At 45.0% G+C, this 15,138-nt stretch carries 14 protein-coding genes; 2 read left to right on the top strand and 12 right to left on the bottom strand.

Features of this window, described 5'->3' with window-relative positions; genetic code table 11:
• Positions 1-27: 27 nt before the first annotated feature.
• From CHK_RS09025 to CHK_RS09055, 7 genes are all read right to left on the bottom strand, one after another.
• Positions 28-990, bottom strand: coding sequence for an aldo/keto reductase (locus tag CHK_RS09025; RefSeq protein ID WP_046443730.1), 963 nt, complete (start codon positions 988-990; stop codon positions 28-30).
• Positions 991-1,275: 285 nt separating this feature from the next.
• Positions 1,276-1,785, bottom strand: a complete 510-nt coding sequence (locus CHK_RS09030; protein ID WP_046443731.1) for a GNAT family N-acetyltransferase — start codon at positions 1,783-1,785, stop codon at positions 1,276-1,278.
• A 94-nt stretch (positions 1,786-1,879) separates the two neighbouring features.
• Positions 1,880-3,301 (bottom strand): ABC transporter ATP-binding protein, encoded by a 1,422-nt coding sequence (locus CHK_RS09035; RefSeq protein ID WP_046443732.1) that lies wholly within the window; start codon positions 3,299-3,301, stop codon positions 1,880-1,882.
• A complete protein-coding gene (locus CHK_RS09040) occupies positions 3,301-4,029 on the bottom strand; it encodes an energy-coupling factor transporter transmembrane component T (RefSeq protein ID WP_131925013.1) in 729 nt (242 codons plus the stop codon). The genes CHK_RS09035 and CHK_RS09040 overlap by 1 nt, the downstream gene beginning before the upstream one ends.
• 4 nt (positions 4,030-4,033) lie before the next feature.
• Entirely contained in the window at positions 4,034-4,651 is a 618-nt protein-coding gene (locus CHK_RS09045; protein ID WP_046443734.1) for an MptD family putative ECF transporter S component, read from the bottom strand.
• Position 4,652: 1 nt separating this feature from the next.
• Positions 4,653-6,401 (bottom strand): ABC transporter ATP-binding protein, encoded by a 1,749-nt coding sequence (locus tag CHK_RS09050; protein ID WP_046443735.1) that lies wholly within the window; start codon positions 6,399-6,401, stop codon positions 4,653-4,655.
• A complete protein-coding gene (locus CHK_RS09055; RefSeq protein ID WP_052740481.1) occupies positions 6,394-8,202 on the bottom strand; it encodes an ABC transporter ATP-binding protein in 1,809 nt (602 codons plus the stop codon). The genes CHK_RS09050 and CHK_RS09055 overlap by 8 nt, the downstream gene beginning before the upstream one ends.
• A gap of 262 nt (positions 8,203-8,464) precedes the next feature.
• Here CHK_RS09055 and CHK_RS09060 point away from each other — a divergent pair, with 262 nt between their 5' ends.
• Positions 8,465-9,472 (top strand): helix-turn-helix domain-containing protein, encoded by a 1,008-nt coding sequence (locus CHK_RS09060; RefSeq protein ID WP_046443736.1) that lies wholly within the window; start codon positions 8,465-8,467, stop codon positions 9,470-9,472.
• Positions 9,473-9,609: 137 nt separating this feature from the next.
• The gene (locus CHK_RS09065) at positions 9,610-9,984 is read left to right on the top strand and encodes an SLOG family protein (RefSeq protein ID WP_268872448.1); all 375 of its coding nucleotides are present in this window, start codon (positions 9,610-9,612) and stop codon (positions 9,982-9,984) included.
• A 17-nt stretch (positions 9,985-10,001) separates the two neighbouring features.
• Here CHK_RS09065 and CHK_RS09070 read toward each other — a convergent pair whose 3' ends face one another.
• The 5 genes from CHK_RS09070 to sigH all read right to left on the bottom strand — a co-directional run bounded on the left by CHK_RS09070 (position 10,002) and on the right by sigH (position 15,125).
• Positions 10,002-11,111: an abortive infection system toxin AbiGii family protein gene (locus tag CHK_RS09070; RefSeq protein WP_046443737.1), complete on the bottom strand. Its 1,110-nt coding sequence runs from the start codon at positions 11,109-11,111 to the stop codon at positions 10,002-10,004.
• Between the two features lies 1 nt (position 11,112).
• Positions 11,113-12,084 (bottom strand): abortive infection system antitoxin AbiGi family protein, encoded by a 972-nt coding sequence (locus CHK_RS09075; protein WP_046443738.1) that lies wholly within the window; start codon positions 12,082-12,084, stop codon positions 11,113-11,115.
• A 292-nt stretch (positions 12,085-12,376) separates the two neighbouring features.
• Positions 12,377-13,861, bottom strand: coding sequence for a lysine--tRNA ligase (lysS, locus tag CHK_RS09080; protein WP_046443739.1), 1,485 nt, complete (start codon positions 13,859-13,861; stop codon positions 12,377-12,379).
• A 13-nt stretch (positions 13,862-13,874) separates the two neighbouring features.
• Entirely contained in the window at positions 13,875-14,351 is a 477-nt protein-coding gene (greA, locus tag CHK_RS09085) for a transcription elongation factor GreA (RefSeq protein WP_046443740.1), read from the bottom strand.
• Between the two features lie 105 nt (positions 14,352-14,456).
• The gene (sigH, locus tag CHK_RS09090; RefSeq protein WP_046443800.1) at positions 14,457-15,125 is read right to left on the bottom strand and encodes an RNA polymerase sporulation sigma factor SigH; all 669 of its coding nucleotides are present in this window, start codon (positions 15,123-15,125) and stop codon (positions 14,457-14,459) included.
• Between the last annotated feature and the right edge of the window lie 13 nt (positions 15,126-15,138).

A 15,138-nucleotide genomic window follows, 5' to 3' on the forward strand; every position in this document is an offset into this window, starting at 1 on the left:
TAAAAATCAAATTCTGATTCCGCCAGTTTAAATTGCGCCTACGATTTTATGCGGAACATACGGTTCCTCAAGATAAGTGATTTCATCGCCGGAAAGCCGGATATTGAGCGCACCTGCCGCATCGTCAAAATATTCTGCCTTAGTTGCGCCGATAATCGGCGACGCGACTCCTTTTGCAAACTGCCATGCCAGGGCAACCTGCGTCATTGTGGCATTGTGTTTTTCCGCCAGCTCGTTTACGCGTTGTACGATGGCATAATCTGTTTCCTGCGTTCCGTCGTATTTTGAAGCGGCCATCTTGTCGGTCTCGCTTCTCTTTGTATTGGCCTTCCACTCCATACGCGAAAGCCTTCCCGCAGCAAGCGGGCTGTAAGGTGTAAGCGCTACATTTTGCTGCTTACAAACAGGGATCAGCTCACGTTCATCCTCACGGTATAAGAGATTATAGTGGTTTTGCATAGAGACAAAAGGCGACCAGTTGTTCTTTTCTGCAGCAAGCTGCATATTAAAAAACTGATAGCCATACATAGCGGATGCGCCCAGCGCCCTGACCTTCCCGGATTTTACCAGACTGTCCAGCGCTTCCATCGTCTCCTCTACCGGCGTGTTGTAATCAAAACGGTGAATGATATACAAATCGACATAATCGGTTCCCAGCCGTTTTAGGGAACCGTCGATTTCCCTCAGGATAGCCTCTTTTGATAAATTTCCCTCGTTAAAATAAACCTTGGTGGCAAGCACCACCTGATCGTGCGGCACATTGCCGCGAATAGCGCGTCCCAGATATTCCTCGCTGGTTCCGGCAGAATAAGTGTTGGCAGTGTCAAAAAAATTGATGCCAAGATCAAGTGCGTGCTTTATTATGGTTTCGCTTTCCTTCGGATTCAGCGTCCATGCGTGCATTTTACTGGCAGGATCGCCAAAACTCATACATCCAACACAAAAGCGCGACACCTCGATGCCGGAATTACCCAATTTTATATACTCCATATTCTCTCTCCTTTCTGATTTACTTTTATCATAATACCTGGAGTGCACTCCAAGTCAACAGGAAATTTAATCAACATTTTTGCACCGCCCGCTAACGACTTGATTGCTTCAGGTGGAAAACGTATTTGAATCATACTAAAATAAAAAAAGCCCGGCATAGCCGGGAGTATTTCATATGCGGGCGTAGCCCTAAGATACTAGCCGCATCTCAAGACGCATATTGATCTGCCACTTGCGCTGCTGCTTCTTGCTACCCATAAACGGGTAAAGGATAGAATTTGGAATTTATATCCCAAATTCTTTTGCATAGATAACTTTACCACCAATCGGCTTCGCTTTTTCCTGTAAGTTAATTGCCATAAAATTATCGGCAGATATACCATTTGGGACTTCAATATTGAACCGTTCCGCAGGAATATATCCAACTTTAGGATAGTACGTATTGCTCCCCAAGACCAATGAATACGGATACCCTAATCGTTTCGCAATCTTATGCCCTTCCAAAATCAAAGCTTTTCCAATTCCCTGTCTTTGATATTTCGGTTTCACTGATAGTGGCGCTAAAACAAGTACTTCATCATTACCTACGTTAGCTTTTGTAAATAAAATATGCCCTGCCATTTCTCCATTTATTTCAGCAACTAAAGACAATTCTGGAATGAACGCATTTCCTGCTCTTAAATCAACCACTAAATCCTGCTCATTTCCGTCAGAATGTTCTGCTGTCATAAATGCTTCTGCAATAAGTTTATAGATTTCCTCGTAATCCTTATGCGTTTCTTGTCTGATAATCATTGAAAACAACCTCAACAAATTTTTATTTTTTCACTTCTATTGTATCATTTTTTTACTCATTTTGATTGTTTCAAGCCTTTCTCTCCCGATATTCTTATAATTTTTTGTGGTAAACGATTTTTCCACCGGATAAATATAGGATACTATCTGCCACAAGGTCTATTAGTTCCATATCGTGTGTAATGAGTACCACATAGTTGCCCTTGCTCGCCAATTCTTTCAAAATGCCAGCAGTAAGGCGCATATTATGGCCGTCAAGCCCGCTTGTCGGCTCATCGAAAACCAGGATACGTCTGCCGCTTACAGAGGCGAGCGCTAATAAAAGCCTTTGTTTCTGGCCTCCCGAAAGGGAAATCGGATGCCGCTCGCGGTATTCCCAAAGCCCTACTGCTGCCAGTGCCTTTTGCGTTTTTTCGCGGCGCTGCGGATCGGATTTATATCCGATATAAAATTCTTCTTCGACCGTAGGCGCATAGAGTTGGTAATCTGCGTCCTGCTGGACAAAAAAAGAAGCTTTGGTACGTTGTTTCCGCCGGAGGAACCGTCCCTCATTCTCCACCGCCCCCTGTGAACGGTAAAGACCTGTCACAGCGCGGCATAATGTAGATTTTCCCGCTCCATTCTGCCCTGCAACAGCAAGGATTTGCCCCCGTTGTACATGGAAGGATACATCATCTAATATTTGGCTTCCGCTCCGGAAACAGGAAATCCCCTGTACGCGAAGAACTTCATCGCCTTGTTCCAAAGCAGTTCCACAAATCTTGAGTTTTGGTTCCTGAAATCCACGTATCCCCATCGCGCTAAGCTGTTCCGGAGTAAGGGAAAGCGCCTCGTCCCGACTCAAAATGGAGCTAATTTTCCCATTTTCCATGAAAACCAACCGGTCAAATAACTCACGCACATAGGAAAAACGGTGTTCGGACAACACGATCGTACAGCCCTTTTCTTTTAAGCGATATAACAAAATGGAAAGATGCCGTATCGCTTCGCTGTCAAGGTTTGCAGATGGTTCATCAAGCACGAGTACCTTCGGCTCCATGGCGCAGACAGAAGCAATAGCAAGGCGCTGCTTTTCTCCGCTGGATAGCGGGAAAATCCGTCGGCCCATCAGGCGTTCAATCTCCAAAAGCGAAATCGTTGCAGCCGTCCTGCGGTGCATTTCTTCACGTGCAAGCGGAATATTTTCCATCCCCAATACGAGTTCATCTGTTGCGTTGGTTGCGAAAAACTGACTGCGGGGATCTTGGAATACGCTTCCCACAATGGTTCCCAATTCATGGATCGGAATCCTTCGGGCATCCCTTTCGCCAATGCGGTATTCTCCAGTGAGGACTCCTTCGTAAAATTGCGGACAGAGTCCATTCAAAACACGTGTAAGCGTTGTCTTTCCACAGCCGCTCACCCCGGACAAAAGAATGCACTCTCCCTGACCGATGGATAGGTTGATTCCCTGAAGTTGTCCGGCTCCTTTGTGTGCGCCTGGATAGGCATAACAAATATTTTTCAGTTCAATCATCATATGCCTCCCAATCCAGCTTTATCGAGAAACGCAAACAAGAAGACTGCTGCGGTATATCCGGCGCATAAAGCAATATCTTTCCGCGAAAAACAGAGAGGGCGGTAACTTACAACCTGACCGCCAAACCGCACGCCGCGAACGGTAATGGAAGCGGACAGTTCATCCGAGATTTTGGTAGTGCGCATAATCAGAGGCACCAAAATATACTCCAGTGTCGAGGGCAAATGTGCCAATGTGTTCCAAAGCCCGACGCCAATGCCCCGGAATTTTTGTGCGTTGCGAATACACCGATATTCCTCCCCAAGCGTAGGAAAAAAACGCAGTATAACAGCAACCGCGATTCCGCCGGATTTGGGGATATGGAGCACATGGAACGCAGCGAGCAAACTTCCGGTCGGCGCTTCCCCGATCAAGAAGGCAAAGGAAAGCGGGATCATCGCCCGCCTCCCTAAAATGCCAATGTTGGAAAGCGCGCTGCCAATAAAAAAGGTAGAAAGGTCTCCCAGTAATTGTACGCCTGCCCAGGAAAGCCAGAGCAAAAACAAATATCCGCCAAGGTAAACCGGAATCCGGACAGCTTTGCCGCACATTGCCTGTATAACCATACAAGCGGCAAAAAGGAATGCAAGGCTTGTTTCAGTTCGAATTACGATAACGGCTATAATGCTGGCAATGCACAGGAACAGGTAAGTCCGTGGATCGAGAAGTTTTTTTTCGTTATTCATGGATTTATACGGCACCAGCCGGGCGGAAATGTTTTTTCATCAGCTTTCTTCCTAAGAGGTAACCGACGAAAGTAAGCGCAGCGGCGCATACCAGGGCAATCGCAATATTCTGTGGTGCAAGCCAGAATCCTTCCACTGAGGAAAGCGCGGCGTCCGCTGCGGCCTGATCCATACCCATTGCCATATAGCTTTGTACCATACTATCCCGAAACAGCAATAACGTCAGGGTTGATCCCATTGCATTCAGGCAGCCCATGAGAATAATGGGGATAGCCGGCCGCCAACGGCTTTCATATCCGCCCTTCAGCATAATGAGTTCATTTACAACAGCAAGGATTACAAAGAACAAAAATACATAGACGCTGCCAGACAACAGAAAATACAATCCGTAAATAAGAGCGGGGAAAATCTGTGCGCCGGGATGCGGGCATTTGGCAATGATTACCACGTAGATAATTCCCCAAAGTATCCCCGCCAGGCCGGGTACGAGAAAATAAAGAAGCGGCATACTTGCAGAAAACGGCGCGCTAATGATTAACGATAGCACCAGCATCAAGACAGAAAGAAGTACATCTGTTACAAGTTCTTTCAAGTTTAAGAATTTTCTTTTTGGAATTTCCATTTCATTTTTCCTCCATATGTTTGAATTGTATTGATTGGGCTTCATTTTGAATCGCCCATAATCTTTGATACAGTCCTTCCTGCGCCAGAAGTTCGTCATGCGTTCCATGCTGAGTAACGCTTCCGTTCTCGATCACAAGAATTTGATCTGCCCCGCGAACAGTTTTTAGGCGGTGTGCAATCATAATTACCGTTCTGTTTTTTGCAATTTCGTCTAATGCGTTTTGTACCAAGGCCTCATTATCTGCATCCAGCGAAGCGGTCGGCTCGTCCAGAAGCAAAATCGGAACGTCTTTGAGTAACGCCCTTGCGAACGCAATCCTCTGCCGCTCCCCACCGGAAAGAGTGGCGCCGCCCTCTCCTACCATCGTGTCATATCCCTCTGGCAATTTACTGATAAAGGTATGGCAGCTTGCTTTTCGACAAGCTTCTTCCAACTGCTCGTCCGGAATATCTTTACCAAAACACAGGTTCTCACGTATGGTCCCGCGGAACAGATAGGTATCCTGCATTACCATAGAAATATTGGAAAGCAGGCTGTCTGGCTGAATCTGGCGAATATCCCGTCCATTTGCAGTAAGCATCCCTTCCTGATTGTCCCAAAATCGTGCCATCAACCGGAGCAAGGTCGATTTTCCGCTCCCGGAGGGGCCTACTAGCGCAGTAAACCGGTCGGCCGGGATATCAAAGTTTGCCGAGCGAATCACGTTCTCTTCACTGCCATACGAAAACCCGACATCCCCGAAACAATATTCATCCACTTTTTCCACCGTCTGGCTGCCTTCCTGTGAAGGTGTCTCCATCACGGAATCCAGCCGTTCGCCGGATGGGGCCATACCGCGCAATGCGCCAAGGCTCGTTACCAACATCATCATAGGAGATGAGAGCTTGGTTGCAACAATGATAAGCCCTATATAATCGAGGATATGCAGTCCCCCGCCAAGAAGCATATACATACCGGATACCACGATGACCGGGACGACAAATTGTGTAAGCACGGAACATAGATTTCCCAGGCTCCCGGCCACAAGTTCGTCTTTCATGGTCGTTTTCCGTAGATTGTCGTATGCCTTCTGAAGCTGTTTGAATCCTTGGCCGGCTTGTCGATAGGCCTTAAGGTCTTTCATGCCATGCAGATATTCGTTCAGCTGGGTAGCGGCTTTCGCGCGCGCTTCCAAGACTCTACGGCTGGTCCTGCTTTTTATTTTTCCTGCGAAATGATTCATCAGCAGACATACCGGAAGCAAGGCAAAAGCTGCGATTGCCATACGCCAGTCAAATATAGCCATCCAAACGGCGAATACTACCATTAACAAACTTGATGCAATGGTAAATGGGAGCCAATAACACATCGTATATTCGACATTTGCAAAATCGTTCCCAAACGAATTGATCAACTCTCCGGATTCTTTTTTTGTAAAAAATCCGAGAGGTAACGTGCGCAGTTTTTTAATATAGGCAATCCGTTTTTTCGCTGTGTCACGATAAGCCCTGAAATAAGTATTCCAATAGGAGATCAATTCAATGACATATTGCAGGGCGCAAAATACAAGCGCAGCGACAGACAACTGGATCAGGCTCCCGGTGTCCAGTGTATAGGGTGGAAAAAAGGCTGCGCCAAACACATATATTCCGAAAAAGACCAAAATAGCGGGAACCAGCGTGGACACCTCAGATACAAACAGCCATACAGTGGGCGCAATTAACTCTTTGGGATGGTGAAACGTGAATTGTTGTATCATCTTACGCATGGGTAGTGACTCCTTTCATACTCCATTGTTCGCTTTCGCTTTGGATCTTCCACAGATGGGCATATAGCCCATTTTTTTCCAGCAGGAACCCATGCTTCCCTTCTTCCGCTACTTTTCCTTCCGATAAGACGAATATATGATCAGCATCCTTTATGGAGTACAAGCGGTGTGCAATCATCAGCACAGTTTTTCCCTGCAACAGCTCTTCCATCGCTTGGCGAAGCGCAAGTTCATTTTCCGCATCCGTAAAAGCCATCGCTTCGTCCAGTACAACAATCGGAGCATTTTTCAAAATTGCCCTCGCAATGGCGATCCGCTGCGCTTCCCCACCGGATAATTTGTGTCCGCCATCGCCCAGACGCGTATCATATCCTTGTGGAAGCGCGGCAATAAAATCGTGGCAACGTGCGGCACGCGCAGCCTCTTCAACCTGAGCCCGGCTTGCTTGGCGTCCCATTGCGATATTGTCGAATGCGGACTGTGCGAAAATGTGCGTATCCTGAAAAACGAATGCAACCTGGTCCATCAGTGTCCCGGTTTTCATGTCCCTCAGGTCGACACCGCCAATGGAAATCGAACCTCTCTCGATATCCCAAAACCGGGCAAGCAGTTGTCCTGCCGTCGTTTTTCCGCCGCCTGAAGGCCCTACAAGGGCAGCAAAACTTCCTGATGGAATTTTCATGCTGACATGGTCAAGCGCCATTCGCCTGAGCGGATCAGATGCAGGCTGATAGGAAAAAGATACGTCATGGAAAACAATATCCGCGCCCTTTGGAGTTTTTCCGTTCTGGGGTTCCACCATAGGCACACAGTCGAATACGTTGTCGATCTGATCCATCTTAACGGAAAGATTTTGTAAATCAGAGCCCATCTCAACAAGTTCCATCAACGGATTCATGGCAGCCGGACCAATGATAAGGAACGTCAATATCTGGCTCACCATTTCTTGGTCGCCAGGATGATTTAGGACTAGAATCGTTCCCGCAGCAAGGATAAATGCAAGAAGCGACAGGGTAATTGTTTTGTATGCTCCAAAAATTGGAGTAACACGTTTTAAGTAAACGGCCCAGTATTGCCGGGTTTTTTCAATCAGTTCTGTCAGCTTGGAAGCGGCCGCTTTGGAATGCCCGAATATCTTTTCTTCTTCCATTCCCGATACATACTCCGAAAAAGAAGCGTCAAGGTCGGTTACCGTTTTATTGAGGTTCGCCCAGTTTTTTTGTCCGCGGCTCCCGCCAAAAGCGGAAAACTGAATGGCGAATGCAATTCCGAGCGCGGCAAAAACCGTTATAGCCAGCCATACGTTTAAATAAAACATCAGCGCGGCAAGTGCAGCCAGCAGCAATGCGGCTCCTACCACATTGGGAAACGTATGAGCCATGATCGATTCCATTTTTTCGACATTATCTTCCATCATTTTTTGCGTAGCGCCCGCGCGCCCATCAGTAAAAAATCCCATACTTAGTTTTCCCATGTGTTCCATGATGCGCAGCCGCAGGCGGTAAAGAGCATCGAAAACCGACGCGTGGCACAGGCAGCTTCCTCCGATCGTGCAACCAATCCCTGCTGCAATGCTGCCTACTGTAACGCCCGCCCATGTAAAAGCAGAGGCTGATTGAAAAACCGTTTCTTGGGCTGCCGCAAAAAGGAATCCCTCAACGATCCGGTAAATGGCATAAAACGGTACTGCGGCCAAGAGGATTCCGCCTGCTGACAAAATAATGCCGATCGTATATTTCCCTTTCGGGCAGCAAGCCATGGAAAATACCCTGCTAATTGTATTTTTCTTTTGCTTGTACATACCCTTCCTTTCCCGCCGTAACCATTCTTGACCGGCGAATCGAATCATAGTATAATTTTCCGTAGTTAGTTTACGCTAACCGTTTGAAAGAATAGCATAAAATTATCTTACAGGCAAGGCCTTTCCTGTGTTTGGAACGATACCCTCCAAAGGGCCGGTAATTCGTTCATCGCCTTTGTTTTCCAGTGTTTGACGAAAAACAGGTCGGGAAAATGTGTGCCAAAACAATACGGCTTATGCCAAAATAATACGGAGTAAGAAAATGATCGTATCCAATTCAATAAAAGATGTATATACATTGTACGAACGGTTGGGTGGTGTCAGGGAAGATACCCAAAGAGGCGTAATTTACCGTTTTCCCGGCGGCTGCGGGGCAAAGGCGTACGGACGTGTAGAATTGTGCGGCGATCCTGCATCCCTGATGTTTGCAAAATCAGACATTACGATATACGAAGGATACTTGAGCCGTACGCAGCTTCGACAAAAATATATGGGGTTTTCCATCAATAACGCAGACGCAGTAGAGACTTACCGGCGTAGAGATGAAAAACGCACGCTGGATGCAGGGCTTCATTTTTATGTTTGTATTTCCACCGTACCGTTTTTTATGCGGGTACCAAAAGGGGCCCATCTCACGTTTACTGCGTTATATTTTTTTGAAGATTTCTTCACCCGTAACAATGTCTCCCTCCCTGCCGATTTCTGGCCTCTTTGCGATAAGTTACTGAATGCGGAGACAGTGTTTCTTCCCACATTATCCGCCCTGTGCCGGCAAATTGAAAGCTGTTCCCTCTCCGGTGCTGCATTCGATCTTTTCCTGCGCGGACAAGGGCTTGCTGCGGCAGGAATGATCATGGACTATATGGATCGCAGCCGCACGGAACCGTGTATCTCATTGCGGCGGGAAGACCATTTGCTGCTCGAACAGGCAAAACAAATACTAAAAAAAGAATTAATCCATCCACCGACAATTTCTGTACTTTCTTCAATGGTAGGAATCAATAAAAATAAATTGCAGGAAGGGTTCCGGCTGACCGAAGGAAAATCGGTTTCGGAATATTTGCGCGCGGTGCGGGTAGAACGTGCGGTGGAACTTTTGACTTCAACTTCTCTTCCAGTGGAGAAAATCGCGGCAGAAGTAGGATACCACAGCAAAGCAAACTTTTACCATACATTTCAAAACGTCTACGGATATACGCCGGGGCAGCTGCGTGGTATGATGGCAGAAGAAAAAAGAACAAGAATAGATAATTCCTCTTGGTCTAAGTGAGGAACCATACCAGGGAATGCCTTAACCATATAAGCGGGCTGCGCGTTCGCTTTTTCTTGTTTCAAAGGCTCTCAACAGGAGGTTATTACAGAAAACTCCTGATATCGTAAACACGGCGATACATCCTTTGCTACCGCATACAACATGGCTATACAACATTCCTTTGCGGTATGGCGCAGAGCTTTGACATACTATGTGGTGAAATCGTACTAAGGCTTAGAAAGCACCCTGATTGCGAACATATACGGCTTGTAGCGGTAATTCCATATATGGAGCATAGCGAACGCTGGAAAGAGGATTGGCGTCTGCGCCACGCTAACTTAGAAGCTAACGCCGATCAGATTCTATATGTCCAAGAAGAATATTCGCGTGATTGCTTTTTTGAACCTAACCACTTTATGGTGAATAATTCAAGCAGTTTGATTTGTTATTATGATGGCAAACGGGGCGGAACGGAGTATACGCTAAAATATGCTTTGAAACAAAAAAAGTATGATCAGAAATCTAATTGAAAGTTCAAAATACTAAACTATTTTGGATTTTCGCTTTTTAATCGTATCGGGCTTTTATAAATTTGTTCTTCCATCAATTCATTAAAGGTTTTGGCATTTTTATAATCGGTTTCATAACTATCAAAATCTTTTATGGCTTCGTTTGCTTCATCCAATGTTATAAAGCCTTTATATGAAACATAAATAGGTGCAATATCACTACCTTTACATTTAATGATGAGTTCGTTTTCAGCTTCGTTATCTTCTATTGCATCGATAACGGAATTGAAAGTAACTCTAACTTCATGTACTTCAAATGTTTCCCCATAAATTTCATATTCTTGCGTTATTGTTCCTGACATCCTTATGCCCTGTCCAATCTGATACATGGTTTTTTCCGATGTTGAATCATATTTAGCTGAATAAATGGCATCCTTTAAATTTTGCCTTATGGCGTATTTTTTTACTAATAATAAATAGAGTTTTTCAATGTTCCCTTCATCAGAAGCATTATCATTTATATTTTCGGGATTAAAACTAATATGAAGAGCGGTTTCAACTTCATGAATACGTTGCCAATATTGTTCTAATTTTTCTAAGCTTGTAATTGCATTATCTATTTCTTTCGGAGTGGGTGACTTAAATATTTTCTTTAATAAATGTTTTGCACGATTATATTCCAAATGCAGTTCCTCAACACTTTTTGCTTTGTTAGGGTTTGTTTTATATGTAAATAGAGTTTGAAGAGCACCAGATTCTGGTTGCTCTTTATTATATTCAATACGAAAATAAACAATACTATCCTTATCATTTTCAAAAACACGTTTGCTTTTATAGTCATACAACTTGAAATAGTAAGTATAATCACCGTATTCTGTCTGCACGGTCAAAGAGTGCTCATGATAGGGGGCACCAAGGTAAAATGCTACTAAATTTCCTTCAGTTTCTTCTACCAGATGTGAATGTTCGCCAACCTTGATGAAACGCCGGAGACTTTCAGGAGTTGGGACTTTTTTCATTTCACCATCCTCAACATCTGCATTAACCGTTTCAACAAAAGATTTATATTGGTTTTCGTCCTTAAATTTAAATGTAAATTGCATTTGGGGTTCGTCAGTAGAAAATATATCTTTAAGAATATTACTCACTTTACCAATCCTTTCTTATGTCGTCCAAAACCATTATTTTGCTAATCAGCACATATCTTTCTAAAAGTGTATCATTCGGATCGACAAAATTAGAATCCTCCAATGACATTATGAATTCAATCAAATCGATTCGGCTTTGTTGACTGGGGACAATTATGTACTTGATTTCTGAATAATTATATTTTAACCAGAGTACATTATTCTCTTCTTTTTGTATTTCTAATGATTGACTATTAATATATTCTTTGTGGTATTCTCTTGCTCGTAGGTTTGCAAGGATAGGATCAATGGTATAATCCCGTTCTGCATTTAGTTTGTTTATCTCTCGTAAATCAGGAATAAATCTCCATTCCTGCTCATCATGAAAATTTTTATTGAATTCAAGTTCAACGCGCTCACCATTAATATCAAAAATTCGTTTCATTTTTCCGCGAAGAGGCTTGATAAGGGACAATCTCTGAAGAATATCCGAAGCAATAATTTCATCTAAATTTTCTCGTTCATAAATTTCTAGAAAATGGTGAACAAAATCGCGGGTATAGGGTGAGGTCGAGTTTAGATAATGAATAGGCTGCAAATCGTGTTGTTCTCCCCATTTTTTAGAAAATCCAACAGCATATTCACCATAGCAGTCAGGATGGCTGTTTACAATGGGACACTTTGCTTCGTCAATTTCGGCAATCCGAATTAATGAATCTGAAGAAAACTCGCAGTTAAAATTTGCGGCAATTTTATGGAGTGGGATATCACAAAAACATTTTTGCAAAACTGCTATTTCTTGGAACTCTTTTTCTTGAATTTTCAACCCAAGATACTGAATATCTTCTACGCAATACCTTGGAAATAAAGCTTTCTTCTTTAGAGCTAATTTGAGGAAAGTAAACTTGTTCATAAAATGGAAAAGGGTATTTGCGCTTTGAGTATAATCTTCTTGTGAGGAAAATGCACCTTTACTTATGGCTATATTGTTCATTTTACACACCAAATCATATTAGTAATATAATTATATCATGTTTATTATAAAATATCATAGAATAAAATGCTGCTTACCGACCGCCCGGAAACCTTTATTTAATAATTTTTTTGTTGTAAGCCTTATAGTACCACCCCGACCAATGCAATCAGAGAGATTACAGGTTGCTTATATAATTAAAAATGGTTAAACTTCGAAGTCTAACCATTTTTTTGCGTATTCTCTTTGTTCTGGTCGTAAGTTAGTCGTAAATTTTGCGTTTTCCACCTTGAAACCCGCATAAACACTGGGTTTATTCGCTCTTCGGTTTCATCGTCGGGAACAGCAGCACATCACGGATCGAGAAGCAATCCGTGAGCAGCATAACCATCCTGTCCACGCCGATTCCCATACCGCCCGTAGGAGGCATTGCGTACTCAAGAGCGGTTACAAAATCTTCGTCCATCATGTTCGCCTCGTCGTCTCCGGCCTCGCGCTTCGCAACCTGATCCATAAACCTTGCGCGTTGGTCGTCCGGATCATTAAGCTCTGAAAACGCATTCGCAAGCTCCCTGCCCGTGATAAACAGTTCGAAACGCTCCACCAGCCAGTCGCTGCCCGGTTTCTTCTTTGCAAGGGGCGAAACCTCGATTGGATAATCGCATATAAACGTCGGCTGGATGAGGTTTTCTTCCACCTTCTGCTCAAACGCCTCGTTCAAAAGCATCCCACGCGACGGCTCCCCTTCGAACGCGATTCCCGCCTGCTTTGCAAGCGCACGCGCCTCTTCGTCCGTCTTACACGCCGCAAAATCCACGCCCGCATATTCCTTCACCGCGTCGTTCATGGTAAGGCGCTTCCACGGCGCGCCCAGGTTGATCTGCGTTCCCTGGTATGTGATCACATCGCTGCCAGACACCTGCTTCGCGCAATAACGGAACAGCTTCTCGCACAAATCCATCATACCCTTATAGTCAGTATACGCCTGATATAATTCTACTGTTGTAAATTCCGGATTGTGCTTGGGATCCATGCCCTCGTTCCGGAAAATCCTGCCAATTTCATAAACGCGTTCAAAACCGCCTACGATAAGGCGCTTCAAATGCAGCTCCGTTGCAATCCGAAGATACATATCGATATCAAGCGTATTGTGATGCGTAATAAACGGCCTTGCAGTCGCTCCGCCCGCGCTCGGCTGGAGCACCGGCGTTTCCACCTCGATATAGCCCTGTTCGTCCAGAAAATCGCGAATCCCCTTAATAATCTTCGAACGCGCGTAAAACGTATCCTTCACATCCGGATTCACGATCAGGTCTACATACCTTTGGCGGTACCGAAGGTCCGTGTCTTTCAACCCATGCCATTTTTCCGGCAACGGCAGCAGGGATTTGGAGAGCAAAACAACCTCGTGGCTTTTTACCGATATTTCGCCTGCATTCGTCTTAAAAACCTCGCCCGTAACGCCAACGATATCGCCGATATCAAAGCGTTTATATTCCGCATAAGGCTCGTCGCCCATCACATCGCGCCGGGCGTAAATCTGTATCTTGCCCCTGCCGTCCATAATATGGAAAAAGCTTGCTTTTCCCATAACGCGCTTAGAGATAATCCTTCCGGCAACGCTTACCGTGCTGCCCTCAAGCGCATCAAAATTACCAATAATATCAACCGAGGAATGTGTCTTATCAAAGGTTGTAATTTCGTAAGGATCCCGTCCTTCTTTCTTGAGCGCGGCGAGCTTATCCCTGCGCACGCGCAGAATCTCAGACAGCTCCTGCGTATTTTCCTGCTGTTCCATTCTATGCTTCTCCTTATCTGTGAATATCCAGTATCTTCAGCTTGACTACGCCGCCGGGCGTTTCCACTTTCACGAGGTTGCCCACTTTTTTGCCCAAAAGCGCGCGCCCCACAGGAGACTCATTCGATATTTTATTGATGCTGACGTCCGCTTCTGCAGATCCGACAATTTTATACTCGATTTCCTCGTCAAATTCTTTGTCCAGAACCCTGACCGTCGTCCCTACGTTTACACGCTGAACATCCACGTCGTCCTGGTCTACAACCGTCGCGTTGCGAAGCATTTTTTCCAGCATTACGATCTCGCCTTCAATCTTCGCCTGCTCGTTTTTCGCTTCGTCGTATTCGGCGTTCTCAGAAAGATCGCCAAACGCTCTTGCCACTTTAATCTCTTCCGCAATCTCAAGCCTGCGGACAGTTTTTAAGTATTCCAGTTTTTCTTCCAGCTCTTTCACACCCTGGTGTGTTAATACTACATCCTCGTTTGCCATTCATTTCTCCTTCTGCATACGGCGTTTACCGCATACTCCTATCCATTTTACATGACATATATTATCAGGGAAAAGGCCCGGTTTGTCAAGTTGCCGGCTGTCCTCCTACTCCTGCGGCGTTCCCTTTGCTGCAAGAAATTTGTCGATTTTTCCCTTTGCCCGCTGCAATGCGTTATCGATTGACTTTTCATGCCGGTTCATGATCTTTGCAATTTGCTGGTAAGAAAGCCCCTGAAGGTAAAAGGATAACACCTTTTTCTCAAGGCTTGAAAGCATATTGGTAATTTCTTCCTCAATGCTTGCATAGTCCTCTTTATCAATAATAATCTCCTCCGGGTTAGACACCTTTGTCGCCGCGATGATGTCCACCAGCGTGCGCTCCGATTCCTCGTCGTAGACCGGCTTATTGAGGGATACATATGTATTGAGCGGCTGGTGCTTCTGGCGTGTCGCCGTTTTGATCGCCGTGATAATCTGGCGCGTAATGCACAATTCTGCAAACGCACGGAACGAAGCCTTTTTTTCAACGTCGTAATCACGAACCGCCTTATAAAGTCCAATCATGCCTTCCTGCACAATATCTTCCTTATCCGCGCCGATCAAAAAATAAGACCTTGCTTTGGCGCGCACAAAATTTTTATATTTATGCAAAATATATTCAAGGGCAAGGCTGTCCTCGTCGGCAAGCGCAACAGCCTGCTCGTCCGTAAGCAGGGCAAAACGTTCAAATCCGGCGTGTACGACAACCTTTTCGTCCTGCGCCGGTTCCTCCATCAGTTCCCCATCC

Origin of the sequence: Christensenella hongkongensis, from assembly GCF_000981035.1 — a bacterium.
GTDB classification, from domain to species: Bacteria; Bacillota; Clostridia; order Christensenellales; family Christensenellaceae; genus Christensenella; species Christensenella hongkongensis.

Coding starts and splice junctions, on each gene's coding strand:
- CHK_RS09045 (WP_046443734.1), bottom strand. CDS start 4,651: ATGGAAATTCCAAAAAGAAAATTCTTAAACTTGAAAGAACTTGTAACA.
- lysS (WP_046443739.1), bottom strand. CDS start 13,861: ATGGAACAGCAGGAAAATACGCAGGAGCTGTCTGAGATTCTGCGCGTG.
- greA (WP_046443740.1), bottom strand. CDS start 14,351: ATGGCAAACGAGGATGTAGTATTAACACACCAGGGTGTGAAAGAGCTG.
- CHK_RS09035 (WP_046443732.1), bottom strand. CDS start 3,301: ATGATTGAACTGAAAAATATTTGTTATGCCTATCCAGGCGCACACAAA.
- CHK_RS09075 (WP_046443738.1), bottom strand. CDS start 12,084: ATGAACAATATAGCCATAAGTAAAGGTGCATTTTCCTCACAAGAAGAT.
- CHK_RS09025 (WP_046443730.1), bottom strand. CDS start 990: ATGGAGTATATAAAATTGGGTAATTCCGGCATCGAGGTGTCGCGCTTT.
- CHK_RS09030 (WP_046443731.1), bottom strand. CDS start 1,785: ATGATTATCAGACAAGAAACGCATAAGGATTACGAGGAAATCTATAAA.
- sigH (WP_046443800.1), bottom strand. CDS start 15,125: ATGGAGGAACCGGCGCAGGACGAAAAGGTTGTCGTACACGCCGGATTT.
- CHK_RS09040 (WP_131925013.1), bottom strand. CDS start 4,029: ATGAATAACGAAAAAAAACTTCTCGATCCACGGACTTACCTGTTCCTG.
- CHK_RS09055 (WP_052740481.1), bottom strand. CDS start 8,202: ATGTACAAGCAAAAGAAAAATACAATTAGCAGGGTATTTTCCATGGCT.
- CHK_RS09050 (WP_046443735.1), bottom strand. CDS start 6,401: ATGCGTAAGATGATACAACAATTCACGTTTCACCATCCCAAAGAGTTA.
- CHK_RS09060 (WP_046443736.1), top strand. CDS start 8,465: ATGATCGTATCCAATTCAATAAAAGATGTATATACATTGTACGAACGG.